Consider the following 23,841-nt stretch of genomic DNA (forward strand, 5'->3'; position numbering starts at 1 on the left):
GTCACTTCCCTTCGTCGGGAGCGTCGGCTGCTGAGGCCGAGCCGGGTGGGTTGTCGTCGTGAGATCGGCTGATACGCAGTCCGGCAAGAGTTGCCCCGCCGATTGTTTGTGCTTCGGCTGCTTCGATTCGCGTATCCGGGAAACCGGCCAAGGTGCGTGCGGTCTGTCGGAACGAACACAGTGTGGCACCGCGACTGGGTGTCACGCGCTCTCCGGCGCGGAGCGCATCGACGAGTGAGCGCGCCGATTCCGGAGTCTGGTTGTCGAAGAACTCCCAGTTGATCATCATGACGGGGGCGTAGTCGCACGCCGCATTGCACTCGATGTGTTCGAGGGTGATCTTGCCGTCGGACGTCGAGATGGAGTGTCCGCCTTCGTCTCTGGAGCCTGCTGACCCGAGATGCTCTTCGAGTGCTGCGAGGATGTCGTCTCCGCCCATGATCGCGCACAGCGTGTTGGTGCAGACTCCGACCAGATACTCACCCGTCGGACCACGGCGATACATCGAGTAGAAGGTGGAAACGGCGGCAACCTCGGCGCCGGTCAAACCCAGCTTGGCACTGCAGAAATCGATCCCGGCCGGGGTGATGTACCCGTCCTCGGACTGCACGAGATGAAGGAGCGGCAGGAGGGCTGATCGACTGGTGGTCGCCGCGGCGTCAGGCTCACGGTAACGAGCGATGACGGTTTCGGCATCGGCGTCGAGTCGGGCGAGTACGTCAGGCGGATAACTCGATCGTGCGCCAGGGCGTACCAGTTGCGTGGGCTCGTCCGAGCGCGGCCCGAGTTCGATGAACACCCGTGACGAGCCGTTCGGGCCGGTCATCGGTCCACTCCGCCCATGACGGGATCGATACTGGCAACCGAGGCGATCACGTCGGACACCATGCCTCCCTCGCACATCGCCGCTACCGCTTGAAGGTTGGTGAATGACGGATCCCGGAAATGGACGCGGTACGGCCGGGTTCCCCCGTCGCTGACCATGTGCACACCCAACTCGCCACGCGGGGACTCGACGGCGACGTACACCTGGCCGGGCGGCACGCGGATTCCTTCGGTGACCAGTTTGAAATGGTGAATCAGACCCTCCATGGACGACTCCATGATCTTGGCGATGTGCTTCTGCGAATTGCCGAGGCCATCCGGTCCGACAGCGAGATCGGCAGGCCAGGCGATCTTCTTGTCGTCCACCATGACCGGCCCCGGTTGCAGTTTGTCGAGGCACTGCTCGACGATCTTGAGGGACTCCTTCATCTCCTCGACACGGATGACGTACCTTCCGTAGCAATCGGATCCGTCGTGCGTCACGACGTCGAACTCGTAGTTCTCGTAGCCGCAGTAGGGCTGCGCTCGACGCTGATCGTGGGGGAGACCCGTGGCGCGTAGGACCGGCCCCGTCACGCCGAGCGCCATGCAGCCGGTGAGATCGAGATATCCGATTCCCTGGGTGCGGGCTTTCCAGATGGAGTTGTCGCTGAGCATCAGTTCGACGTCACGCAACCGTTTCGGTAGGACCTTCAACAGTTCTCGTACCTTCGCGACCGACCCGTCGGGTAGATCCTGAGCGAGACCACCAGGCCTGATGTAGGCGTGATTCATCCGCAGTCCGGTGATCGTCTCGAACACGTCCAGAATCAATTCGCGTTCGCGGAATCCGAACAGCATCGCCGTCACGGCGCCCAGTTCCATTCCACCGGTTGCCAGGGCGACAAGGTGCGACGAGATTCGATTGAGCTCCATCATCATCACGCGAATGACGGTGGCTCGCTCGGGAATGTCGTCGGTGATGCCGAGAAGTTTTTCGACTCCGAGGCAGTACGCGGTTTCGTTGAAGAACGGTGACAGGTAGTCCATTCGAGTAACGAAAGTGACGCCCTGCGTCCAGTTCCGGTATTCGAGATTCTTTTCGATTCCGGTGTGCAGGTAGCCGATTCCACACCGAGCTTCCACGACTGTCTCACCCTCGATTTCGAGAATGAGGCGCAAGACGCCGTGAGTGGACGGATGCTGCGGGCCCATGTTGACCACGATCCGTTCGGCCTCGCCGGTTCGCTGGCGAGCGGCCGCGGTGACGATGTCGTCCCAGTCCTGACCCGATGCTGTGACGACGGTTTCCGTCGTGGCACCGGAGTTGCTTCCTGTCGTCTCGTTCATCAGTTGTACGACCTACGCTCGTCGGGTGGAGGAGTCTGGGCGCCCTTGTACTCGACCGGGATACCGCCGAGCGGATAGTCCTTGCGCTGTGGGTGGCCCTTCCAGTCGTCGGGCATCTCGATACGGGTCAGGGCCGGGTGACCGTCGAAGACGATCCCGAAGAAGTCGTAGGTCTCACGCTCGTGCCAATCGTTGGTGGGGTATATCCCGACGATGGACGGAATATGTGGATCGGAGTCCGGCACGGACACTTCCAGTCTGATCCGGCGGTTGTGCGTGATCGAAGCAAATGGATATACGGCGTGGAGCTCGCGACCGGTGTCCTGCGGATAGTGGACTCCATCGACACCCAGGCAAAGTTCGAAGCGCAGTTCCGATTCGTCGCGCAGTCTGCGCGCGACCTGCGGGAGGTGAGACCGTTCGACATGCAGCGTCATCTCGTCTCGAAAGATCACTACCCGCTCGATTGCATCGGTGAAAGTGCTGCCCCCGCTGCGCAATGCGGCATCCAAGGAGTCCGCAACTTCGTCGAAGTATCCACCGAACGGTCGAGAGGCCTTGTCCTCTACTGAGATCGGCGGGGCGAGCCGGCTGTAGCCCGAGGTGTCACCACTGCCGCGGACCCCGAACATCCCCCTCGATCCGTTGTTGCCCGCGGTCATCGCAGAAGCCCCTTCATGTCGATGGTGGGGGTGGATGCCAGTGCGGCGCGCTCGGCTGCCGCGCGTGCCTCTTCGCGGTTCACGCCGAGGGGCATCTCCTGGATCTTTCGGTGCAGTTCGATGATCGCGTTCAGGAGCATCTCCGGCCGCGGCGGACAGCCGGGCAAGTAGATGTCGACCGGCACGATGTGGTCGACGCCCTGTACCACTGCGTAGTTGTTGAACATTCCGCCGGACGACGCACACACACCCATGGCCAGAACCCATTTCGGCTCGGCCATCTGGTCGTAGACCTGACGAAGTACCGGCCCCATCTTTTGACTGACCCGCCCGGCCACGATCAGAAGGTCTGCCTGTCGCGGCGACGCGCGGAATGCCTCCATGCCGAACCGCGCCAGGTCGAAGCGACCTGACGTGGTTGCCATCATCTCGATCGCGCAGCACGCGAGCCCGAAGGTGGCAGGCCACAGTGATCCTTTGCGGGCATACCCTGCCAGGCCCTCGACAGTGGTCAGTAGAAATCCGCTGGGGAGCTTTTCTTCGAGACCCATATCCGACTCTTTTCAGTCGTAACAGCTGCGGTGTGACCGGTTTTGTCTGACGTATGTGTGCTGTACCTGTGTCCGCTGGCCTAGTCCCAACCGAGACCGCCTCGTCGCCATTCGTATGCGTATGCCACCGAGACGTTGACTATGAAAAGGCCCATCGCCGCGAGGCCGAACAGGCCGAGCGAATCGAAATGCACCGCCCACGGGTAGAGGAAAACGATCTCGATGTCGAAGATGATGAACAGCATTGCCGTCAGATAGAACTTGACGGGAAACCGCCCGCCACCGGCGGTACGGGGTGCCGGTTCGATTCCGCATTCGTAGGCTTCGAGTTTCGCCCTGTTGTACCGCTTCGGGCCGACCACGGACGCGAGAACAACCGACACCACAGCGAAGGCCATCGCGATGACCCCGAGGACGAGAATGGGGATGTAAGCGTTCATGTCACCCGAACTCCTCTCCGCTGTGCGGATGTCCGCCCAGCCCGAAGGTGCCGTTCGATTTCGATACTGCCAGCAATTCGATACTTATGTGACCTGCGACACCCACACTAGGGGAGGCCTCCGACATTGGGTTCGTTTTCGGGGTGCCGAGTTTCGCTCTCGAAAGTCCGAAGTAGTCGGCGCCGCAACGAATCACCGCTGCAACGGGTGCTCACCGGCTCAGTTGTCGACGCAGAAGCGCGATGACGGTGGAAGCAAGTTCGATCGGATCTATCGGCTGCGGCACTGAGGCTTCCGCTCTCGACCACGACGCCAGCCACGCATCGTCGGGTCGACCGGTCAGTACGAGGATCGGTGGACAGTCGGCGATCTCGTCCTTGAGTTGTTTCGCGACGCCCATGCCGCCCGCCGGACTCGCCTCGCCGTCGAGAATGGCGAGGTCGATTCCGCCGGCATCGAGCTTGGCTACGACGATCGGTGCCGTCGCGACCTCGATGTAGTCGATGGTGGGCATCGACGGATGTGGGCGCTCTCCGAGAGCGAGCCGAACTTGCTCGCGCGTGTGTGCGTCGTCGCTGTAGACGAGGATGCGCACGGGTGCCATGGAGTTGGGCTCTGCGGTCTCGGCGGACACGCGGCCGACGTTACTCCGGGCGGTCTCTGGCTACCGGCGAATCTTCAACATCGGCAGGGACTTCCGCGAAAACACAGCTCGGCTTCACAGCAAACGGCCCTTACCCGGCGATGAACGCCGAAGTAAGGGCCGCCTGAATTGCGTGTGCGCTCAGAAGTTTTCGACGAACTTCGTCAGGCCCTTGCTCGCTGTTTCCAGCGCCGTCTTCTGTGCCTTCTTCACCAGGAAGCCCGGCAGCGGGATCTTGGGATCGATGGTCAGTTCGAAGGTGACTTTGGTTCCACCGTCGGTGGGAGTCAAGACGTACGAGCCGTCCTGCTGGTTCTGCTGACCGCTCTCCACGAGGGTCCAGGTCACCTTCTCGTCGCCCTCGAAGGTGTAGTCGACTACCTGCTCGTCGTTGATTCCCAGAATGGACACGGCCATGCGAACGCGATGGGGGCGACCGTCGTCGTGGGTGCTCTCGATGGTGATCTTCTTGTGTGCAGACGACCACTCCGGCAGCCGATCGACGGCTGCTACGGCCTTCATCACCGTTTCCGGATCAGCCTTGATCTCGAATTCCTTGACGCCCGAAACGGCCATGAACGTGCTCCTTCTCGCCTTGCGGCAACGGTTCGTGATTACTGCAGTTGCGCAATTAGATCATTCGGTGATCGGGTTGGCGTCGAGCTAGTCCATGCCGTTCTTGCGCATCTGGTCCCGCAATGCGCCCTGGACGGCTTGTGAAACCCACGAGTTGAGGGAGACTCCGTTCTGATTGGCGGCCTCCTCGGCGCGGGCTTTGATCTGCTCCATCATCCTCAACGTCACCCGGCTGATATCTCCGCTGACGTCGTCGAACGAGTAGGTTGAGTCCTTCTTCTCGTCGTCTGCCTTCTCGTTTGCACCCTCGCCGCCGGTCGAGTTCGGCGGGCGAACGACGTCGACCAGTAATTCGCTTCCGTCGAGATTCACCTTGACCTCTCGGTCGCCCAGCTTCGCCCCGATCTCCTTGGCCAGTTCCGTCGCCGCGGCCAACAAGACCAGGCGGACCGAGGGTTCGATGGCGGCGGACAACGACGCCGCAATCCGGCGCGTGTGATCGTCGCCGAGTTCGGCTGCAGTGGCGAGGTCGTTCTGCAGCTTTGCGGTGTACTCCGAAATGTCCATGACACCACAGTGGCGTCAAAAGTGACGTCAGTCAAGGATGTGATGACGTCACTCGGTATCGAGGGCGGTCGACCGCTATAGAGTTGCCCAGCACCTGAGGCGAACGGCGCCCGGGTTTCGTGCTGGTCGTTTCGTGCTTGTCGAGGAGTGGGTTGTGCCGAACACGGTGTCACTGAAAGTGCAGTTGGTGGCGAAGTCCGAGTTCTTCCCGCCCGAGGACATTCCGTGGGAGACGGACGCGGATGGTGGCGAAGCGCTGGTCGAGTTCTCCGGTCGAGCCTGCTACCAGAGTTGGTCCAAGCCGAATCCGCGAACCGCAACCAACGCCGGCTATCTGAGGCATCTGCTCGAGGTCGGACACGTTTCGGTGCTCGAGCATGCGACAGTGAGCTTCTACATCACCGGTATCTCGCGCTCGTGCACTCACGAATTGATTCGTCACCGGCACTTCTCGTACTCGCAACTCTCGCAGCGATTCGTCCGTGAGAACGATGCAAACGTCGTCGTGCCTCCTGCCGTCGAAGGTGATCCCGAGCTCGAAGCACTGTTTCTGAATGCCACCGATGAAAGCCGTCGCGCTTACGGGGAACTGCTGACTGCCCTCGAAGGGAAACTGCAATCGGTGCCAGGTGCCCCGATGCGGGGCAAGCAAGCCAGGCAGGCTGCGCGCTCGGTGCTGCCCAACGCCACCGAGACGCGCTTGGTCGTGACCGGGAACTATCGGGCCTGGCGGCACTTCGTCGAGATGCGTGCCACCGAACATGCGGATGTCGAGATCCGGCGAGTCGCGGTCGAGTGCCTGCGTCAGCTTCGTGATGTCGCGCCAAATGTGTTCGGGGACTACGAGATTCTTCGCGGAAGCGACGGATCGGAAATTGCCGTCAGCGCATTTGCGGCCGAGTCGTGACTCGTGTGCAGAAGTAAGAGCTGAACCGGGTAACCTTCTGACCATGACCTACGGTGATTCCGCTTCTCTTGTCGAGCGTCCGTTCGGCACCATTTCCGTTGCGATGGTGACCCCGTTCACTGCCGACGGGAAGTTGGACGTCGACGCGGGAGTGCGCCTCGCAGCCCATCTCGTCGACAACGGCTGTGACGGCCTCGTTCTTGCCGGTACCACCGGTGAATCTCCCACCACCACCGAGTCCGAGAAGCTCGACCTGCTCCGCGCAGTGATCGACGCCGTCGGTAACCGCGCGAAGATCGTTGCAGGCGCCGGCAGCAACGACACCGCTCACAGCGTCGAACTCGCACGTGACGCGGCTCGCGCCGGAGCGCACGGTCTGCTCGTCGTCACCCCGTATTACTCACGTCCGCCCCAGGCCGGACTGTTTGCACACTTCACCGCCGTCGCCAACGCGACCGACCTGCCCGTCATGTTGTACGACATTCCGCCCCGCTCCGTCGTTCCCATCGAGACCGAGACGATCCGCCGACTCGCCGAGCACCCGCGAATCAAGGCCGTCAAGGACGCCAAGGGCGACCTCAACGCCGGCGCAGAGTTGATCGGCACCACCGAGCTTCAGTTCTTCTCCGGCGACGACCCGCTGAATCTGCCGTGGCTCGCTGTCGGCGCCACCGGCTTCGTCAGCGTCATCGGCCATCTTGTTCCGGGTCGTCTCCGTGACCTTCACACCGCGTTCGTGTCCGGCGACATCGCCCGCGCACGCGAGATAAACCTCAGTTTGATCCCTGTGATTCGTTCCGTTGCCCGCCTCGGCGGTGTCAGCGCTTCGAAGGCGGGTCTGCGACTCATCGGAATCGATGTCGGAGAACCACGCCTTCCGCAGGTTGCACCCACTAAAGAGCAGATCGACGGTCTTGCCGCCGATCTGCATGCGGCAGGAGTTTTGTAAATGACCCGTCCCCCCCGACGTCGTAGTGCCAGTCGTCAAGCCGGTCCGCCTTCGCCTCCGGCTCCCGAAACGGCCGCAAAGGCCGCACCGGTAGAGGCACCAGCTGCGCCGGCGGCAGAAGCGGCCCCCGCCGCAGCCGCCCCGCCCAAGAAGGCCGCAGCAACCAAATCTGCAGCAACCAAGTCCGCTGCCACCAAATCTGCTGCACCCAAGAAGTCGACCGAAGACAGGTCGCCGCGCAAATCTTCCGGCGGTAACCGACCGGCAGCATCGAAGTCGGGCAACGGGCGCGGAAACAAGCGCCCCGAGAACCGTCCGGCCGTCGATCCCACGGGTCGCCTCGGAACACCCCCGAAGGCGCCGGCATCGGGTCTGCGCATCGTCGCGCTGGGCGGCATCGGCGAAATCGGTCGCAACATGACGGTGTTCGAGCACCGTGGCAAGTTGCTGATCGTCGACTGCGGTGTGCTGTTCCCCGAGGACCAGCAGCCTGGCGTCGACCTGATCCTCCCGGACTTCCGCTACATCGAAGACCGTATGGACGACGTCGAAGCCGTCATCTTGACTCACGGACACGAGGACCACATCGGTGCTCTGCCGTTCTTGCTGCGTCTGCGCGCGGACATTCCGGTCATCGGCGCAAAGTTCACTCTCGCTCTCGTTGCCGCCAAGTGCCGCGAGCATCGCCTGCGTCCGAACCTGGTCGAGGTCGTCGAGGGAAACACCACCACCCATGGCCCGTTCGACTGCGAGTACTTCGCGGTCAACCACTCGATTCCCGACGCTCTCGCGATCGCGATTCGCACCGACGCCGGCGTCGTACTGCACACCGGTGACATCAAGCTCGATCAGCTGCCTCTCGACGGCCGCCTGACCGACCTCGCCGGATTCTCCCGCCTGGGCGACGAGGGCGTCGACCTGTTCCTCGTCGACTCGACGAACGCCGAAGTTCCGGGATTCGTCACGCCCGAGCGCGAAATCGGGGGAGTGCTCGACAACGTCATCGGCAAGGCGAAGCAGCGTGTCATCGTGGCATCGTTCGCCAGCCATGTGCATCGCATCCAGCAGGTCGTCGACGTAGCCGCTCGGTACAACCGCCGCATCGTCTTCGTCGGCCGCTCGATGGTCCGCAACATGCAGATCGCCCAGGATCTGGGCTACCTGACGGTGCCCGACGGCCTCGTCGTAGACATCGACACCGCCGCCACCCTTCCCGACGATCGCCTGGTGCTCATTTCGACGGGTTCGCAGGGTGAGCCGTTGGCAGCGCTCTCGCGGATGGCGCGCGGCGAACACCGTCAGATCAACATCCGCGCCAACGACCTTGTCGTTCTCGCGTCTTCGCTGATCCCGGGCAACGAGAACTCCGTTTTCGCCGTGGTCAACGGTTTGGCCAAGCGCGGTGCCACCGTCGTGACCCAGCAGAGCGCCAAGGTTCACGTCTCGGGCCACGCGTCCGCCGGTGAGTTGCTCTACCTGTACAACGCGGTTCGGCCCACCAATGCCATGCCCGTCCACGGTGAATGGCGGCACCTGCGTGCCAACGCCGCGCTGGCAAAGGCAACCGGCGTGCCGGAAGAGCGCATCGTATTGGCCGAGGACGGCGTCGTGGTCGACATGGTGGACGGTCTCGCCGAGATCGTCGGACGCGTACCGGTCGGACACGTCTACGTCGACGGTCTGTCCGTCGGCGACGTCGGTGAGCCGACGCTGTCCGATCGCCTCGTGCTCGGTGAGGGCGGCTTCATCGCGATCACCATCGTCATCAACGAGTCGACGGGCCGTGCGGTCAGCACCCCCGAGGTGTCCGGTCGCGGCTTCTCCGACGATCCGACAGCGCTCAAGGCTGCCGCGGATCTCGTGGAATCGGACCTGGCCCGGTTGGCGAGCGAAGGCGTCATCGACGCTCATCGCATCGCGCAGTCGGTGCGCCGCGTCGTCGGACGCTGGGTCGCGGACAAGTACCGCCGCCGTCCGATGATCATTCCGACGGTCATCGCGGTTCCGTAGATTCGGCACAGCAGGTCGCTTCCGCTCGAACCCGGTCCGGTTCGAGTACTTTGGCGAAGGTGACCTTCGCTCATGACGAACGACTCGCCCTGGTGGACAGCATGGTCGAATTCGGCCCCGATGCTCCGACACTGTGTGGGGAGTGGACCAATCGTGACCTGGCAGCACATCTGATAGTCCGGGAGCGGCGTCTCGACGCCGCTCCCGGAATCATGTTGAGCCCTCTTGCCGGTCACACCGAGAGCGTGCGTAAGGCCGCAGCGGCGCGTCCGTGGGAGGAGATCCTCGACGACGTTCGGAGTGGGCCGCCTCGGTGGTCGCCGATGTACTGGCTCGACGCGCAGGTGAATACCACGGAAATGTTCGTCCACCACGAAGATGTACGACGCGCACATCTGAACTGGGCGCCGCGTCCGTTGTCGGAGGGTCGGCAGGCTCAGCTGTGGAAGTACGCCCGGCAGATCGGCAAGATGGGTTACCGCAAAGCCGCTGTCGAGGTCATTGTCGAACTTCCGTCCGGCGAGAGTGCGGTCGTCCACAAATCCGGCTCTCGCAGTGTTGTCCTGCAGGGTGAACCCGCCGAGTTGCTGCTGCACGCTTTCGGTCGCAACGAGGTGAAGATCGAAGCCAAAGGTGAACTGGCCGACGTTCAATCCGTGATGGCGCTCGATCGCAGTTTCTGATGGCCCCCTTCTGCCGGAGCCGAGCTCGACAGACGGGTTGTGAAGATCACGTTTCGCACTCGCCACCAGTGTTGCTGGTGTTGCGGATGGTCCAGATGGGGTCGCACAGACTAGCCTGAACTCCATGGCAGGTAAGTCGAGCGCCCGGGGATCCAGTACAAGCACGTCTACGTCCAGGGCATCGACCAGGTCGTCAGCCTCTACTCCGAGCGCGCGCGCAACCGCAAAACCTCGTGCCTCGCGCACCACGCGAACTGTATCGACTCCTCGAAATGTCACGACTTCGGCCAGGGCTGGTGGGCGCCCCGCGTCGGGCAAAGGCTCCAAGCCGGCGCCCAAGAAGGCGTCCGGTACGTCGTCGGCCGCGCGCCGCCCGGTATCGAAAACCTCTCAGCGGGCCAGCCCGTTGGCCGCTGTGGGCAAGGGAATCGGAGCCGGGTGGTCCCTGGCTGCCCGCGGCGTCGGCGCCACCACACGCACCGTCAGTAAGGTCGGTGAGATCGAAGCCGGCCACCGCCGCGACGGAATAGCGCTCGGCCTGATCGCATTCAGCGTCGTCATCGCCGGTGGCGTCTGGTTCAAGGCCGGTGGTCCGATCGGCGGCGGCATCGACACCCTCGTGCGGGCGATCTTCGGCGCGGCCTCGGCCGTGCTCCCCATCGTCGGCGTCGGCCTCGCGATCCTGTTGATGCGCACCGAACCGAAACCTGAGATCCGGCCCCGACTGATCATGGGATCCTTGCTGGTCGGTCTGCCGGCGCTCGGCCTCTGGCACATCATCTCGGGTTCACCGACAGACGCCACCGGTCGCTCCAACGGCGCAGGGTTTGTCGGATACGTCGTGGGCGGCCCGCTCACCAACGGGCTCACCGTCTGGCTGTCTGCGCCGCTGCTCGTCATCGCCGCCGGATTCGGAATCCTCCTTCTGACCGGAACGACTCTGCGTGAGGTGCCGAGCAAGTTCCAGTCCTTCTTCGGCGCCTCGTATCGCTCGGATGAATACGGCGACTACGGATCCGAATTCGACGAGGATGGTGAGCACCACTACGGCGAATCTGCTTACGATCCTTCACTGTTCGACGCCGACGGCTACCCGGTCGACACCTACGCCGAGCCGCCGCTCAAGCCCGCCAAGCGGACCAGCCGACGCGCACCGATCGACAACTACCCGACGGACGAGTTCGAATCCGGAGACAAGAAGACCGAAGTCCTCGGTCTGTGGAACGCCGACGACACCGCAGTACCCGACGAGCCCGTCGCGGCTGCGGCAGCGCCCGTCGTGGAGACGCCGGCACCGCGCCCCAAGGTGCCTGCGCGTTCGGTCCCCATCGCCAAGCCCGTGCCGAAACCCGAACCGGAGCCGGAGGAGAAGGAACACTTCGTCACCGATCGGGTCACCGACGGCGACTACAACCTCCCGCCGACGACGTTGCTGATCGAGGGAGACCCGCCCAAGCTCCGCAGTTCTGCGAACGACGCGATGATCGAGGCGATCAGCGAAGTCCTCGAACAGTTCAAGATCGATGCCGCTGTTACCGGTTTCACCCGCGGACCGACGGTGACGCGCTACGAGGTCGAACTCGGCCCAGGCGTGAAGGTCGAGAAGATCACCGCGCTCGCCCGCAACATCGCGTACGCCGTGGCAACCGACAACGTCCGCCTCCTGGCCCCCATTCCGGGTAAGTCCGCGGTGGGTATCGAGGTACCGAACTCCGACCGCGAAATGGTCCGCCTCGCCGACGTTTTGAACGCGCCGAGCACTCGACGCGATCACCATCCGCTGGTGATCGGTCTGGGTAAGGACATCGAAGGTGACTTCGTCAGTGCGAACCTCGCGAAGATGCCCCACCTTCTGGTGGCAGGTTCGACCGGCTCGGGTAAGTCGAGCTTCGTGAACTCGATGCTCGTCTCGTTGCTCACCCGAGCAACGCCGGAAGAAGTACGGATGATCCTCATCGACCCCAAGATGGTCGAGCTCACGCCGTACGAAGGTATCCCGCACCTGATCACGCCGATCATCACTCAGCCGAAGAAGGCAGCGGCAGCGCTGGCCTGGTTGGTCGAGGAGATGGAACAGCGCTACCAGGACATGCAGGCCAACCGGGTGCGTCATATCGACGACTTCAACTCCAAGGTCAAGTCCGGCGAAATCACCGCCCCGCTGGGCAGCGAGCGCGTCTACCGTCCGTACCCCTACATCCTGGCGATCGTGGACGAGCTGGCAGACCTCATGATGACCGCGCCGCGCGACGTCGAAGAGGCAATCGTCCGCATCACGCAGAAAGCCCGTGCTGCCGGTATCCACCTGGTGCTGGCAACGCAGCGCCCGTCCGTCGACGTCGTCACCGGCCTGATCAAGACCAACGTGCCTTCGCGTCTGGCGTTCGCGACGTCTTCACTGACGGACTCGCGAGTCATCCTCGATCAGCCCGGCGCCGAGAAGCTCATCGGTATGGGTGACGGCCTCTTCCTGCCCATGGGCGCGGGTAAGCCGACCCGTATGCAGGGCGCGTTCATCACCGACGAGGAAATCTCGGCGGTTGTCGACTTCGCGAAAAACCAGGCCGAGCCCGAGTACACCGAAGGTGTCACCGCACAGAAGGCCGGGGAGAAGAAAGACGTCGACCCCGACATCGGCGACGACATGGATGTCCTCCTACAGGCCGTGGAATTGGTCATCACGAGTCAATTCGGTTCGACGTCGATGTTGCAGCGCAAGCTACGAGTCGGGTTCGCCAAGGCCGGCAGACTGATGGACCTCATGGAAAACCGCGGCGTCGTCGGACCCAGCGAGGGCTCGAAGGCACGCGAGGTGCTCATGAAGCCCGAGGAGCTCGACGGTCTGCTGTGGTCGATACGCGGCGGCGACCCGGATGAGGCACCTGCAGACGAGTAGGGACACCTCGGCGGAGAAGCCGTCGACAGACGACCGGAGGAACCCGTGCATGTGACGCCGTTGGCTTGGGGAATCACGATCGTGGTGATCCTCGGCCTGTTCGTCTTCGACTTCTTCGCCCACGTCCGCACGCCACATGCGCCCACGTTCCGGGAGTCCGCATTCTGGTCGACGGTCTACATCTCGATTGCCATCGTCTTCGGCCTCGTCGTGATGTGGATCTGGGGCACCACGTACGGCGGTGAGTACTTCGCCGGCTACGTCACGGAAAAGGCGCTCTCGGTAGACAATCTGTTCGTCTTCGTGATCATCATGTCGACGTTCGCCGTCCCGCGAGAGTTCCAGCAGAAAGTCCTGCTGATAGGCATCGTCCTCGCATTGGTGATGCGCGGAGTCTTCATCGGAGTCGGCGCCGCCGCCATCAATGCGTACAGCTGGGTGTTCTACCTCTTCGGTGCGTTCCTGATCTACACCGCGTACACCCTGATCCGCGATCACGGGCATGAGAAGGAAGCCGAGGAGAAGCGCGACAGTCGCATCATCTCACTCGTGAAGCGGGTGCTGCCGACAACCGAGGAATACGACGGGGACAAACTGATCACCCGGATCGACGGCAAGCGCGTCGTGACACCGTTGTTGTTGGCGCTCATCGCAATCGGGTTTGCCGACGTGCTCTTCGCACTCGATTCGATTCCGGCGATCTACGGTCTGACCCAGGAACCGTATCTGGTGTTCACCGCCAACGCCTTCGCGCTGATGGGTCTACGGCAGCTGTACTTCCTGATCGGTGGGTTGCTCGAACGACTGGTCTATCTCTCGTACGGGCTCTCGATAATCCTGGCGTTCATCGGTGTGAAATTGGTACTTCACGCGTTGCACGAGAACACCCTCTCGTTCGTCAACGGAGGTGAACACGTCTCCGTCCCGGAAATCTCCACGGCACTCTCACTCGGAGTGATTATCGGAGTATTGGCGGTGACGACGGTCGCGAGCCTGTTGAAGACTCGCGACCGGGCGGGGGAGTAAGCCGGGGCCGGGGCTCTCAGGCGCTGAACTGACCCAACACCGGAACCCACTCGGTGATCCGGACCTTCTCGATCAAATCGGCGATCGCGAACGGATCGTGGGTGAAGAGGAGGGAAACGGTGTCGGCGTCTGCGGCGTCGACGATGATCAGCGCGCCGTTTCCATCTGCAAACGGGCCGGATGACAAGACGATCGAGCGGGAAACCAGATCCGCGAGCCACGCGCGGTGATCGCTACGGACTTCGTCGCGCTGAGCGTTCTTCTCGGGCGCGTAGGTGTATTCGACGAGGAACAACGACATCGTGAACCGCTTTCGGGGCTGGTAATCGAGATGGTGGTGTGTGAAGAGTCTGAACGGTTCAGAGAGTCAGGAGCATGCGAGTATTGCCGAGTGTGTTGGGTTTCACATAGCTCAGATCGAGGAACTCGGCGACGCCGGCGTCGTAGGACCGACACATTTCCGCATAGACCTCGGCGGTGACGGGGGTGCCGTCGATCTCTGCGAATCCGTGACGGTGGAAGAACTCGGTCTCGAACGTCAAAACGAACAACCGTTCCAACTCCAATTCCTTGGCGACCTCGATGAGTTTGTCGACGACGTGGAAACCTGCGCCCTGGCCTTTGGCAGTCGGATCGACTGCGACGGTGCGGATCTCACCCAGGTCCGCCCACAGCACATGCAGTGCGCCGCAAGCGATTACCTGGCCGCCTCGCTCGGCGACCCAGAACTCCTGGACTGCCTCGTACAGCGTCACGAGATTCTTCTCGAGGAGGATCTTGCCGGCGTAGATGTCGATCAGACGCTTGATTTCGGGGATGTCCGACGTTCGCGCGCGACGCACGATCAACTGGCTCTCGGTATAGGTCGGCGCGGTCGAAGTCATGTGGTGCACATTAGTCAATGGCCCTACCGATATTCTAAGTCGCGTGCCTGTCCGCCCCACGCAATTCCCGCGCCGCTCGGCTTTGTCCCGGGTTCGGCTCACCGCCTGCGCGGTGATCCGATGAGTACCCCGCGCGATCAGACCGACGCCCATCGCGCCGCCGTCGGCCCGTCCGACGGCACACCTGTCGCGGACAACCCGGTTCCGTTGCTGAACATCGCGAACATTCTCACGATGGTCCGAATGGTTCTCGTTCCGGTTTTTCTCGTTGTTCTGTTCGTCGACGGCGGACACTCGACGTGGTGGCGTCTCGGGGCAATGGGCGTGTTCATCGTCGCCGCGATCACAGATCGGATCGACGGCCAATTGGCTCGGAAGTACGGTCTGGTCACCGATTTCGGGAAACTCATGGACCCGATCGCGGACAAGGCACTGATCGGAGCCGCGCTGATCGGTCTTTCGGTTCTCGGTGACCTGTCGTGGTGGGTGACCGGAATAATCATCGCCCGAGAACTCGGAATCACGCTGTTGCGGTTCGCGGTACTGCGGCACGCGGTCATCCCGGCGGGCAAGGGCGGCAAGCTCAAGACCCTCGTGCAGGCCGTCGCGATCGGGTTCTACCTGTGCCCGCTGCCGAGCAGTTGGGACATCGTCAGCGGATTGCTGATGGCTGCTGCCGTCGTGCTGACGGTGGCGACGGGAATCGAATACATCGTGCAGGCGATCAGGCTTCGCGCCGGAGTTCGCGCAGTCGAGTCATGACGGACCCGCTGCTCGCACTCGGAGTGGTCGAACTCGTCGACGCCCTTGGCGCCGCGAGGCAGACTGTCGCCGCCGCCGAATCTCTGACGGCTGGCTTGTTCACGGCTGCGGTCGCGTCCGTGCCGGGGTCGAGCGCGGTGCTGCGTGGGGGCCTGGTCGTGTACGCGACCGATCTGAAAGCGACGCTGGCGGGCGTGGATCCCGAGCGTCTGGCAACGGACGGCCCCGTGTCCGAGAGCACCGCCGTGGCTTTGGCGCTCGGCGCCCGGACGAGGTGCGGCGCCGACTGGGGTATCGGACTGACCGGAGTCGCCGGTCCGAGTGAGCAGGACGGACACCCGGTCGGAACGGTGTTTCTCGGTATCGCCGGCCCGGACGGAACCGAATGCGTACCGCTCGCGCTCGGCGGCGAACGGTGGGAGATTCGGACAACCGCAGTCGCAACTGCCGTGTCGCGGTTACGTGATCGTGTCGCAGAGCGTGCGGCACGATAGGCTCGGGAACCAATCGGATGTGTTCGGACGTTGACGATTGTGAAGACGTACGACCATGCACGATGAGGTCACGGATGAAGGAGGAGCGAGATGGCGCTGCTATTGCGTGAGGCAATCGGTGACAGTCTCCGGCGTACGCGCGTTTCGCAGAGCCGCACGCTACGTGAGGTGTCGAACAGCGCGCGTGTGAGCTTGGGCTATCTGTCCGAAGTGGAACGTGGGCGTAAGGAAGCATCGAGCGAATTGTTGGCGGCGATCTGTGATGCGCTCGCAGTCCCACTGTCCGACGTGCTGGTCGACGTGAGCGAGACCCTGGCCACGAAGAAGAGCGCTCCGGTAGCTGGTCGGCAGGTTGCCGAACCTGCCGTGTCTGCTTCCGGCTCTGTCTCGGCTTCTGGTTCGCCGACTATCGCACGCGACACCCGCGTCGTGATTCCGGCACCGAACGCTCGAAGGTTGGCGGCGGCGTAGCCACTACCGGCCGTAACCGATAGATTTTGTACGTAACCGCCGGTTTCCAGCAGGTGGGGTCAGAGCAGATAGGGCGCAGCCCTTGTTTCGGTGCGCGACGGTCGCGCTCCGGGTCGCGTTCGGCGCGGCGCATCAGATGGAGGCAGGATCAAACCAATGGCTAATCCTTTCGTCAAGGGCTGGAAGTACCTGATGGCGCTCTTCAATTCGAAGATCGATGAGAAGGCAGATCCAAAGGTTCAGATTCAGCAGGCGATCGAGGACGCACAGCGCCAGCATCAGGCGTTGTCCCAGCAGGCTGCGTCGGTGATCGGTAATCAGCGTCAACTCGAGATGAAGCTCAGCCGTCAACTCGACGAGGTCGAAAAGCTCAACGCCAACGCGCGCCAGGCCGTCAACCTCGCCGATCAGGCCGCTGCTGCCGACGACAACGACAAGGCGATCCAGTACACCAACGCTGCCGAAGCTTTTGCGGCCCAGTTGGTGACGGCCGAGCAGGGCGTCGAAGATCTGAAGGCACTGCACGACCAGTCCTTGCAGGCCGCCGCTCAGGCCAAGAAGGCTGTCGAGCAGAACGCGATGACTCTGCAGGCAAAGGTTGCCGAGCGCACCAAGCTGCTCAGCCAGCTGGAGCAGGCCAAGATGCAGGAGCGCGTGAGCGAGTCCCTTCGGTCCATGGACAGCACGCTGTCGGCTCCCGGCAACACACCCAGCCTCGATGCTGTGCGCGACAAGATCGAGCGGCGTTACGCCGACGCACTCGGCTCTGCCGAGCTCGCCCAGAACTCCGTTCAAGGCCGCATGATGGAGGTCCAGCAGGCCTCGGTCCAGATGGCAGGGCACAGTCGCCTCGAGCAGATTCGTGCTTCCATGAAGGGCGAGGCACTGCCTTCCGGCGGCGCAGCAGCCACTCCTGCGACTCCGTCCGTCGAGAAGCAGCCCCCGGCTGCCGGTCAGACCGGGCAGTAGCCGAATCCTCGATGTCGGCAGTGATGCTCTGATGTTTTCTTCACGAGACGGTCGATCTGGGCGCGAGCCCCGGTCGGCCGTTCCCGTTTCCGTATCCGGCGCCTTCGGAGCGTTGGGACGCACCGCGGACACATTGCGCGAGGTCGGACTGTCTGCGGCGGATGCCGCTCGGCGGTGGCAAGACCCGCGCGCCAAATTCGAGCGCAAACGTGCCCGTGCACGTCGACGCGCTCAGCGTTGGGGTTTCATGTCCGGCGGATCAGTGGTCGGCACGGCCGGCCTTGCTGTTGCGTCGGCCCCCGAGTGGTCGGTGGTCGTGGCAGGCGGGGGAGCGGCACTGTTCGCGGTTCCCGCCGTCATCGCGGTCGGCCGCTACCGTTCGATGAGTTCCGGCCCACCGCCGTCGGCGCCGATTCGCCGGCGCTTGCCACCGTCGTCGTCTCGCGCGTTCATCCCGATGTCTCGCCTCATCGGCGCCGAGACTTCGTTGTTCGAGATCTTGAGTGTGCTCAGGCGCGCCGACACCATCGACCCCGGTGAGTTGGACGAAATCACTGTTACCGCCGATTCGGCATTGAGAGCGATGTTCGCGGTGTCTTCGGATGTCGTCGCGATGGAACGCGCCGTGGCCGCTACACCCAAGGTGACCGAACCTCTTGATCCCACCATCGACGGCGCAGTTCGTGAGTTGCAGTCGGGGTTGGATCAGTACGAGGATCTGGTGACCTCCGCAGCTGCATTGACAGCGCCTCACAGCCCTTCGGCTCTGGTGGGATTCAACCGAGAACTCTCGGCGCTGCACGCGGCCGCCGAGCGACTCTCGGCGCTTGCCGACGCCATCGGTGAGGTGGACGACATCACCCGCAAGTACAACTGATCGGTCCTCGCGCCTGATCGATGCACCCTGTTCGAAATCTCAGTCGTCGGCGCCGCGGGCCGCCAACGCTTCACCCATTGCGTCCGCGGTCATCAGGGTGCCGACGATGACCGGAACTGCGAAGGATCGCAGCGAGAATCCGAGCCCTCGCGCCTTGCGTGCCTCGGACACCTGTGTGATGACCTCGAACATCAGCGGGATGCACCGGATCGTCATTGCGAGGAGCAAAGCGATCCGTTCGGGATTGACGCCGAAGCGTCGCAAGGGTGTCAGGAACCGGGTGATCGCGTCGAGCATCTCGGAGATCCGTGTGGTCAGACCCATGATCGCCGCGAAGGCGATCGAAATGATCAGAACCCCGCACACGACGGCCGCTCGCTGCCATCCCGCGACTACCAGCTGGAACGCCCCGATGAAGAGCAACATCCACAGCGCCGGACGCAGCTGCCGGATCGCCGTCATCGGAGGAATGCGCGCAACCGCGTACAGGGCCACAACGACGATCGTGGGAGCTGCCAGTTGCCACGGCTCACGAACGAAGATCGAGACGGCGAGGATGGCCACGACCAAGGCGAAGAGCTTGATTCCCGTCGGCATCCGGTGCAGGAGTGAGCGGCCCGGACGGTAGACGCCGAGAGTGGTCACGAGACCAACGACCGGTAGTGATCGATGGAGTCGGCGGGGGAGCCGTCAGCGACGACGCGGCCTTGGTCGACGACCAACACCCGTTCGAAGGACTCGAGGAGATCGAGTTGGTGGGTCACGACGATCAGTTGCTGATCGAGTGACTCGAATACCGAGCTGATCAGCCGAGAGTTGCGAAGGTCGAGGAGCGTGGTGGGTTCGTCGGCGACGAGTACGTTCGGTTCCGTCACCATGATGGCCGCGAGCGCGAGGAGCTGTTTCTGCCCGCCCGAAAGCTGGTGGGTGGGATGGTCGGCGTGCCCGGCGAGGCCGTAGCGTTCGAGCACCGAGGCCACCTTTGCGGCGCGCTCGGCTTTGCCCAATCCGCTACGGCGGAGCGAGAATTCGATGTCCTCGGCAACCGTCGGCATCACGATCTGGTGGTTGGGATCGGTGAAGACGAATCCGACCTGCTTGCGTACGTCGCGGCCCTTCTTCGCCGTGTCCAAGCCGTTGACGTGGACGTGTCCTTCCGTCGGAACGACCAGTCCGTTGATCATGCGAGCGAGGGTCGACTTGCCGCTTCCGTTCGCACCCACGATCCCGATTCGCTGCTCGCTCAGTCGCAGATCTATCTGCTGCAGGACCGTTCGTTCACCGAAGCTGTGTCCGACGTTCTCGAAGACGATCTCACTCATCGGAGATTAATTCGCCACCACGGTCTTGTTCGACGAGATCACCGAGTCGCGCAGTAGTGCCGGGTATGCCCGGTGAACCTGGGACGCGACCAACGCGGTGACGACTGCTTTTGCGGCGTCGAGCGGGATGAAGGCGGCGTTGGCCGACCAGGCGGCAACGAAGCTCATGTGTCCGCGGACCATCATTCCTACGATGCCGAACGCGTAGAGAACGACGACGCCGCCGAGGAGGTTGATGCCGATGCCCGCGATGATCCGGTACTTGGGCAGCATCTTGGCGGTCAGCCATCCGATGACAAACGCCGTCGGGATCCAACCGATGAGGAATCCGGCTGTCGGGCTCGAGAGAGACACGAGTGCGGTGCGACCGCCGGCAAGGACCGGTAGACCGACCAATCCCAGAGCAATGACCGTCAGGACGGCGAGAACACCCTTGCGCGGTCCGAGTAGAGCGCCGGCCATCATGACGCCCATGGACTGAAGGGTGATCGGCACGCCGGAAATGCCGATGTTGATCGACCCGGGGAGGCCCAGCGCGATGATGAGTGCGGCGAAGACGGCTACATGCGCGAGATCGCGAGCGGGGAAACGGGTCGTAGACACTGCGGACGTGCTCCTTCGGCATACGGGATCGAACTTCGCGAGTTTACGCCAGGACCAAGCTCCCATGGGTTGGACACCTGACCTGCGTGAGGGCCGGTCTCGGGGTGAACCCTGATCTTTACCTGAACTTGCCGCTGAGCTGCTGCTTTGTCACGCCAGACCTGTCAGGCTGGTTCTACGGACGACGCAGCACCTGTCCGATTCGACTGATTATTCAACGGCACGTTGGAGGTAAGCATGTTTTGGAAGATCGTTTTGGCCGTCGTACTGGTGTGGGTCGCACTCGCGGTGGTCGGTGCGCTGATCAAGGGGCTTTTCTGGGTTCTGGTGGTCGGCGCTGTCGGCTTCGGAATCTACTTCCTGGTGAAGGCGATGTCGGGAAGTGACGACAATTCGCCCGCTTCGCGGTTCTGACGGGCAAGATCTGCCCTATGGAAAACTTCCCCGAGGACTGGCAGCGCGCGATTGTCATCGTGGCGCATCCCGATGACATCGAATACGGCGCAGCCGCAGCAGTGGCGCAGTGGACCGATCGCGGCAAAGACGTGCGATATGTCCTGGCCACGCGCGGCGAGGCCGGAATCGCCGGTCTGTCGCCCGAGGAGTCCGGCCCGATCCGCGAGGAAGAAGAGCGTCGCTCGGCCGCGATCGTCGGTGTCGGTGACGTGGAGTTCCTCGGCCTGCCCGACGGTCGTCTCGTGGAAGGCTTGGAGTTGCGCTCGACTCTCGCCGCAGCAATTCGCCGCCACCGTCCGGAATTGGTGGTGACGATGAACTTCTCCCACACCTGGGGCCCCGGCTATCTGAACAGCGCAGATCACCGTGCACTCGGGATCAGCGTTCTCGACGCAACTGCCGACGCAGCGAACGAATGGATCTTTCCCTCATTGACAGCGCAGGGACTGGCGCCGTGGTCCGGTGTTCGGTGGGTTGCGGTCAATACGATGACTCCCACACACTGCGTCGACGTGACGTCGACGGTCGATCGCGCCGTGGATTCGCTCGCGGAACATGCGCGATATCTGGCGGCGCTGAGTTCCACGCCGATCCGGGAACAGGCGCGCGCACAGATCGACATGGTCAGCGGACCGAAGCCTGGTTTCGACGCCGAGCGAGCAGTTGGTTTCGAGTTGTACTATTTCTGATGATCTCTGAGCGAGAGAAATCGCAAGTCCCGACGGGATTACCGGTGACTTGTCCGGTATTGTGTTACACACGATGGTAATCCGTAACGCAGATGACTCAATTGCCCCTCGCAAGGCAGATGGTCAGCGCATCCCCAGCCGCGAGATCGACGACGTGATTCTCGACGCAGCAAGGTCGTGTGTCCTCGATTTCGGAATGCAGCGAACCACACTTGCCGAGATCTCGCGTCGGGCCGGCGTGAGCCGACCGACGGTCTACCGGCGATGGCCGGACACGCGAGCTGTCGTCGCGGACCTGCTCACCCGGGAGATCCGATCGGTGCTGCCCGAGGTGACCTTCAACGGGTCTGCCGGCACGTTGCTCGTGGAGGCGATCGGTGACGTCGTCGGCCAGATTCGCGACCATCCGCTCTTCGTGAAAATTCGGCAAGCCGATCAAGAATTGCTGACGACCTACATCGTGGACCGGCTCGGCGCGAGCCAGAAGTCGATTCTCGAGCTGATCACATCCGTTGTCGCGGCCGGCCAACAGGATGGTTCGATTCGCGAGGGAAGCGTCAACGAGATCGCGGCGATGGTTCTATTGATGGCTCAGTCCGTCGTCATTTCTGCCCCGACTCTCGAGCCGGAGCTTTCCTCCGATGCGTCGGTCGAGCAACTTCGATATGCGGTCGCTGCTTATCTGGCACCCGTCAAGAATTCGGGAGAATAGCTGTGAGCCCCCTAGATTCAGCAGGCAGCGATTCAGCGCTCAACGCACAACGGCGTACTCGTGAACTCGAGCAGTTGGCGAACGGCGATTCGGTCGACGTCCTGGTGATCGGCGGCGGAATCACCGGTGTCGGTGTCGCTCTCGACGCCGTGACTCGTGGACTCAGTGTTGCGCTGGTCGAAAAGCACGACCTCGCGTTCGGCACCAGCCGCTGGAGTTCGAAACTGGCACACGGCGGCCTTCGGTACCTGGCTTCCGGCAATGTCGGTATAGCGCGTGAAAGTGCGGTCGAGCGCGGCATTCTCATGACGCGCACCGCGCCGCACCTCGTTCGCGCCATGCCTCAACTCGTACCGCTGTTGCCCGAAACGTCGTTCTTCGGGAAGGCCCTGGTGCGTACCGGTTTCCTGGCCGGTGACGCTCTGCGCATGTCGGCGCGAACCCCGGCTTCGGTGCTGCCCAGATCACGGACGGTCAGCGCTGCGCGGGCGCGCGAATTGGCTCCCGCGGTCAAGCGGGAAAACCTACGAGGCGCCTTGACCGCGTTCGACGGGCAGCTCATCGACGACGCCCGCCTCGTCGTCGGTATCGCCAGAACCGCAGCGTCGCACGGCGCGCGAATCCTGACGCGCGTCGGTGCTTACGACGTATCCGGAACGTCGGCCACCTTGCGCGACGAGTTGACCGGATCCGAGTTCTTGATGCGTGCCCGCGTCGTGGTCAATGCGACCGGTGTCTGGGCTGATCAGGTCGACTCCAGCATCACCCTGCGCCCCAGCCGAGGGACGCACCTGGTGCTCGATGCAGCGCGATTGGGGAACCCCACGGCAGCACTGACCGTGCCGATTCCCGGCGAGACCAACCGTTTCGTCTTCGCCCTGCCCGCCCAGCTCGGCCGGATCTACCTCGGGTTGACCGACGAAGCAGCGCCGGGGCCGGTGCCAGACGTGCCGTCGGCGTCCGAGGACGAGATCGACTTCCTGCTCGACACCGTGAACACGGCGTTGGAAGTTCCGCTGACCCGTGGGGACGTCTTGGGGACCTTCGCGGGTCTGCGTCCGCTGCTGGACACCGGTGAAGGCTCGACGGCCGACCTCTCGCGCAATCACGCTGTAGTCCGTTCGGACTCGGGCTTGGTCACGGTGGTAGGCGGAAAACTCACGACGTACCGCAAGATGGCCGAAGACGCCGTCGACGCTGCGGTCGAGGTCGGGTCGCTGAGCGCCGGGGCATGTCGGACACGCGCGTTGCCGCTGGTAGGCGCTGCATCACCGGCGGAATTGAAGAAGATCAAGGCACCCGCGTCATTGGTGGCGCGATACGGCACCGAGGCCGAGGTCGTTGCCGCGGCGAGCGGCGATCGTCTCCGGTCGGTTGCGGACTTGGAGATCTGCGGTGCCGAGTTCGATTTCGCGGTGTCGCATGAAGGCGCCCTCGACGTCGACGACGTCCTCGATCGCAGGACGAGAATCGGATTGGTGGCTTCGGATCGCGAACGCGCACTGGGTGCGGCGGAACAGGCCTTTCACTCGGTGTGA

The 23,841-nt window shown here is 63.1% G+C and carries 28 protein-coding genes; 15 read left to right on the forward strand and 13 right to left on the reverse strand.

Translation table 11 applies throughout. The features are described 5' to 3' along the window. Position 1: 1 nt before the first annotated feature. From nuoE to RHP72_RS13110, 8 genes are all read right to left on the reverse strand, one after another. Positions 2-826: an NADH-quinone oxidoreductase subunit NuoE gene (nuoE, locus tag RHP72_RS13075; protein ID WP_311094757.1), complete on the reverse strand. Its 825-nt coding sequence runs from the start codon at positions 824-826 to the stop codon at positions 2-4. Beyond that, positions 823-2,154 (reverse strand): NADH dehydrogenase (quinone) subunit D, encoded by a 1,332-nt coding sequence (gene nuoD, locus RHP72_RS13080; RefSeq protein ID WP_007735150.1) that lies wholly within the window; start codon positions 2,152-2,154, stop codon positions 823-825. The genes nuoE and nuoD overlap by 4 nt, the downstream gene beginning before the upstream one ends. Continuing rightward, a complete protein-coding gene (locus RHP72_RS13085; RefSeq protein WP_007735151.1) occupies positions 2,154-2,816 on the reverse strand; it encodes an NADH-quinone oxidoreductase subunit C in 663 nt (220 codons plus the stop codon). Before RHP72_RS13085 ends, nuoD begins: the two co-directional genes overlap by 1 nt. Then, positions 2,813-3,367, reverse strand: a complete 555-nt coding sequence (locus RHP72_RS13090) for an NADH-quinone oxidoreductase subunit B family protein (RefSeq protein ID WP_003942234.1) — start codon at positions 3,365-3,367, stop codon at positions 2,813-2,815. Before RHP72_RS13090 ends, RHP72_RS13085 begins: the two co-directional genes overlap by 4 nt. An 80-nt stretch (positions 3,368-3,447) precedes the next feature. Beyond that, entirely contained in the window at positions 3,448-3,807 is a 360-nt protein-coding gene (locus RHP72_RS13095) for an NADH-quinone oxidoreductase subunit A (protein WP_003942165.1), read from the reverse strand. 211 nt (positions 3,808-4,018) lie between these two features. Continuing rightward, positions 4,019-4,411: a response regulator transcription factor gene (locus tag RHP72_RS13100; RefSeq protein WP_042450864.1), complete on the reverse strand. Its 393-nt coding sequence runs from the start codon at positions 4,409-4,411 to the stop codon at positions 4,019-4,021. A gap of 180 nt (positions 4,412-4,591) precedes the next feature. Then, the gene (locus RHP72_RS13105) at positions 4,592-5,026 is read right to left on the reverse strand and encodes an SRPBCC family protein (RefSeq protein WP_003942203.1); all 435 of its coding nucleotides are present in this window, start codon (positions 5,024-5,026) and stop codon (positions 4,592-4,594) included. A gap of 87 nt (positions 5,027-5,113) precedes the next feature. Beyond that, a complete protein-coding gene (locus RHP72_RS13110) occupies positions 5,114-5,593 on the reverse strand; it encodes a toxin-antitoxin system HicB family antitoxin (RefSeq protein ID WP_003942206.1) in 480 nt (159 codons plus the stop codon). Positions 5,594-5,747: 154 nt separating this feature from the next. On the opposite strand from RHP72_RS13110, the gene thyX reads away from it, so the two are divergent. The 6 genes from thyX (at position 5,748) to RHP72_RS13140 (ending at position 14,064) form a co-directional block, all read left to right on the forward strand. Then, complete coding sequence (thyX, locus tag RHP72_RS13115) at positions 5,748-6,500, forward strand: FAD-dependent thymidylate synthase (RefSeq protein ID WP_003942250.1); 753 nt, start codon at positions 5,748-5,750, stop codon at positions 6,498-6,500. A 43-nt stretch (positions 6,501-6,543) separates the two neighbouring features. After that, a complete protein-coding gene (gene dapA, locus RHP72_RS13120) occupies positions 6,544-7,449 on the forward strand; it encodes a 4-hydroxy-tetrahydrodipicolinate synthase (RefSeq protein WP_003942142.1) in 906 nt (301 codons plus the stop codon). Then, positions 7,450-9,459, forward strand: a complete 2,010-nt coding sequence (locus RHP72_RS13125) for a ribonuclease J (RefSeq protein ID WP_003942231.1) — start codon at positions 7,450-7,452, stop codon at positions 9,457-9,459. A 59-nt stretch (positions 9,460-9,518) separates the two neighbouring features. Then, entirely contained in the window at positions 9,519-10,142 is a 624-nt protein-coding gene (locus tag RHP72_RS13130) for a TIGR03085 family metal-binding protein (RefSeq protein WP_311094758.1), read from the forward strand. A gap of 124 nt (positions 10,143-10,266) precedes the next feature. Next, the gene (locus RHP72_RS13135) at positions 10,267-13,038 is read left to right on the forward strand and encodes a DNA translocase FtsK (protein WP_030535561.1); all 2,772 of its coding nucleotides are present in this window, start codon (positions 10,267-10,269) and stop codon (positions 13,036-13,038) included. Positions 13,039-13,083: 45 nt separating this feature from the next. After that, positions 13,084-14,064 (forward strand): TerC family protein, encoded by a 981-nt coding sequence (locus RHP72_RS13140; protein WP_050655789.1) that lies wholly within the window; start codon positions 13,084-13,086, stop codon positions 14,062-14,064. 16 nt (positions 14,065-14,080) lie between these two features. On the opposite strand, the gene RHP72_RS13145 is transcribed toward RHP72_RS13140, so the two are convergent. Together RHP72_RS13145 and RHP72_RS13150 are read right to left on the reverse strand one after the other, a co-directional pair. Beyond that, a complete protein-coding gene (locus RHP72_RS13145; RefSeq protein ID WP_003942124.1) occupies positions 14,081-14,365 on the reverse strand; it encodes a YciI family protein in 285 nt (94 codons plus the stop codon). A gap of 58 nt (positions 14,366-14,423) precedes the next feature. Further along, complete coding sequence (locus tag RHP72_RS13150; protein WP_007735157.1) at positions 14,424-14,948, reverse strand: amino-acid N-acetyltransferase; 525 nt, start codon at positions 14,946-14,948, stop codon at positions 14,424-14,426. A 120-nt stretch (positions 14,949-15,068) separates the two neighbouring features. Between RHP72_RS13150 and pgsA the strand changes: the two genes are divergently transcribed. From pgsA to RHP72_RS13175, 5 genes are all read left to right on the forward strand, one after another. Further along, positions 15,069-15,710, forward strand: a complete 642-nt coding sequence (gene pgsA / locus RHP72_RS13155; RefSeq protein ID WP_020969465.1) for a CDP-diacylglycerol--glycerol-3-phosphate 3-phosphatidyltransferase — start codon at positions 15,069-15,071, stop codon at positions 15,708-15,710. Continuing rightward, positions 15,707-16,204: a CinA family protein gene (locus RHP72_RS13160; RefSeq protein ID WP_003942100.1), complete on the forward strand. Its 498-nt coding sequence runs from the start codon at positions 15,707-15,709 to the stop codon at positions 16,202-16,204. The genes pgsA and RHP72_RS13160 overlap by 4 nt, the downstream gene beginning before the upstream one ends. A 90-nt stretch (positions 16,205-16,294) precedes the next feature. After that, a complete protein-coding gene (locus tag RHP72_RS13165) occupies positions 16,295-16,675 on the forward strand; it encodes a helix-turn-helix domain-containing protein (protein WP_003942191.1) in 381 nt (126 codons plus the stop codon). A gap of 156 nt (positions 16,676-16,831) precedes the next feature. Further along, positions 16,832-17,644 carry a phage shock protein PspA gene (pspA, locus tag RHP72_RS13170; RefSeq protein WP_311094759.1) on the forward strand — a complete coding sequence of 271 codons (813 nt, stop codon included), beginning with the start codon at positions 16,832-16,834 and terminating at the stop codon, positions 17,642-17,644. 31 nt (positions 17,645-17,675) lie between these two features. Further along, entirely contained in the window at positions 17,676-18,521 is an 846-nt protein-coding gene (locus RHP72_RS13175; RefSeq protein WP_020907518.1) for a phage shock envelope stress response protein PspM, read from the forward strand. A gap of 39 nt (positions 18,522-18,560) precedes the next feature. On the opposite strand, the gene RHP72_RS13180 is transcribed toward RHP72_RS13175, so the two are convergent. Genes RHP72_RS13180 through RHP72_RS13190 form a run of 3 tightly spaced genes read right to left on the reverse strand, consistent with a single transcriptional unit; the run spans position 18,561 to position 20,446 of the window. Further along, positions 18,561-19,166, reverse strand: coding sequence for an energy-coupling factor transporter transmembrane protein EcfT (locus tag RHP72_RS13180; protein WP_007735160.1), 606 nt, complete (start codon positions 19,164-19,166; stop codon positions 18,561-18,563). After that, the gene (locus RHP72_RS13185; protein ID WP_007735161.1) at positions 19,163-19,843 is read right to left on the reverse strand and encodes an energy-coupling factor ABC transporter ATP-binding protein; all 681 of its coding nucleotides are present in this window, start codon (positions 19,841-19,843) and stop codon (positions 19,163-19,165) included. Before RHP72_RS13185 ends, RHP72_RS13180 begins: the two co-directional genes overlap by 4 nt. Before the next feature lie 6 nt (positions 19,844-19,849). After that, positions 19,850-20,446, reverse strand: a complete 597-nt coding sequence (locus tag RHP72_RS13190; RefSeq protein ID WP_007735162.1) for a biotin transporter BioY — start codon at positions 20,444-20,446, stop codon at positions 19,850-19,852. Between the two features lie 237 nt (positions 20,447-20,683). Here RHP72_RS13190 and RHP72_RS13195 point away from each other — a divergent pair, with 237 nt between their 5' ends. The 4 genes from RHP72_RS13195 to RHP72_RS13210 all read left to right on the forward strand — a co-directional run bounded on the left by RHP72_RS13195 (position 20,684) and on the right by RHP72_RS13210 (position 23,841). Next, entirely contained in the window at positions 20,684-20,860 is a 177-nt protein-coding gene (locus RHP72_RS13195) for a hypothetical protein (RefSeq protein ID WP_003942133.1), read from the forward strand. A gap of 17 nt (positions 20,861-20,877) precedes the next feature. Beyond that, the gene (locus RHP72_RS13200) at positions 20,878-21,591 is read left to right on the forward strand and encodes a PIG-L deacetylase family protein (protein ID WP_311094760.1); all 714 of its coding nucleotides are present in this window, start codon (positions 20,878-20,880) and stop codon (positions 21,589-21,591) included. A 73-nt stretch (positions 21,592-21,664) separates the two neighbouring features. Then, positions 21,665-22,303: a TetR/AcrR family transcriptional regulator gene (locus tag RHP72_RS13205; RefSeq protein WP_003942216.1), complete on the forward strand. Its 639-nt coding sequence runs from the start codon at positions 21,665-21,667 to the stop codon at positions 22,301-22,303. A gap of 2 nt (positions 22,304-22,305) precedes the next feature. Continuing rightward, the gene (locus RHP72_RS13210) at positions 22,306-23,841 is read left to right on the forward strand and encodes a glycerol-3-phosphate dehydrogenase/oxidase (protein WP_030535558.1); all 1,536 of its coding nucleotides are present in this window, start codon (positions 22,306-22,308) and stop codon (positions 23,839-23,841) included.

This window comes from Rhodococcus sp. SG20037 (assembly GCF_031763325.1).
GTDB lineage: Bacteria > Actinomycetota > Actinomycetes > Mycobacteriales > Mycobacteriaceae > Rhodococcus_F > Rhodococcus_F qingshengii.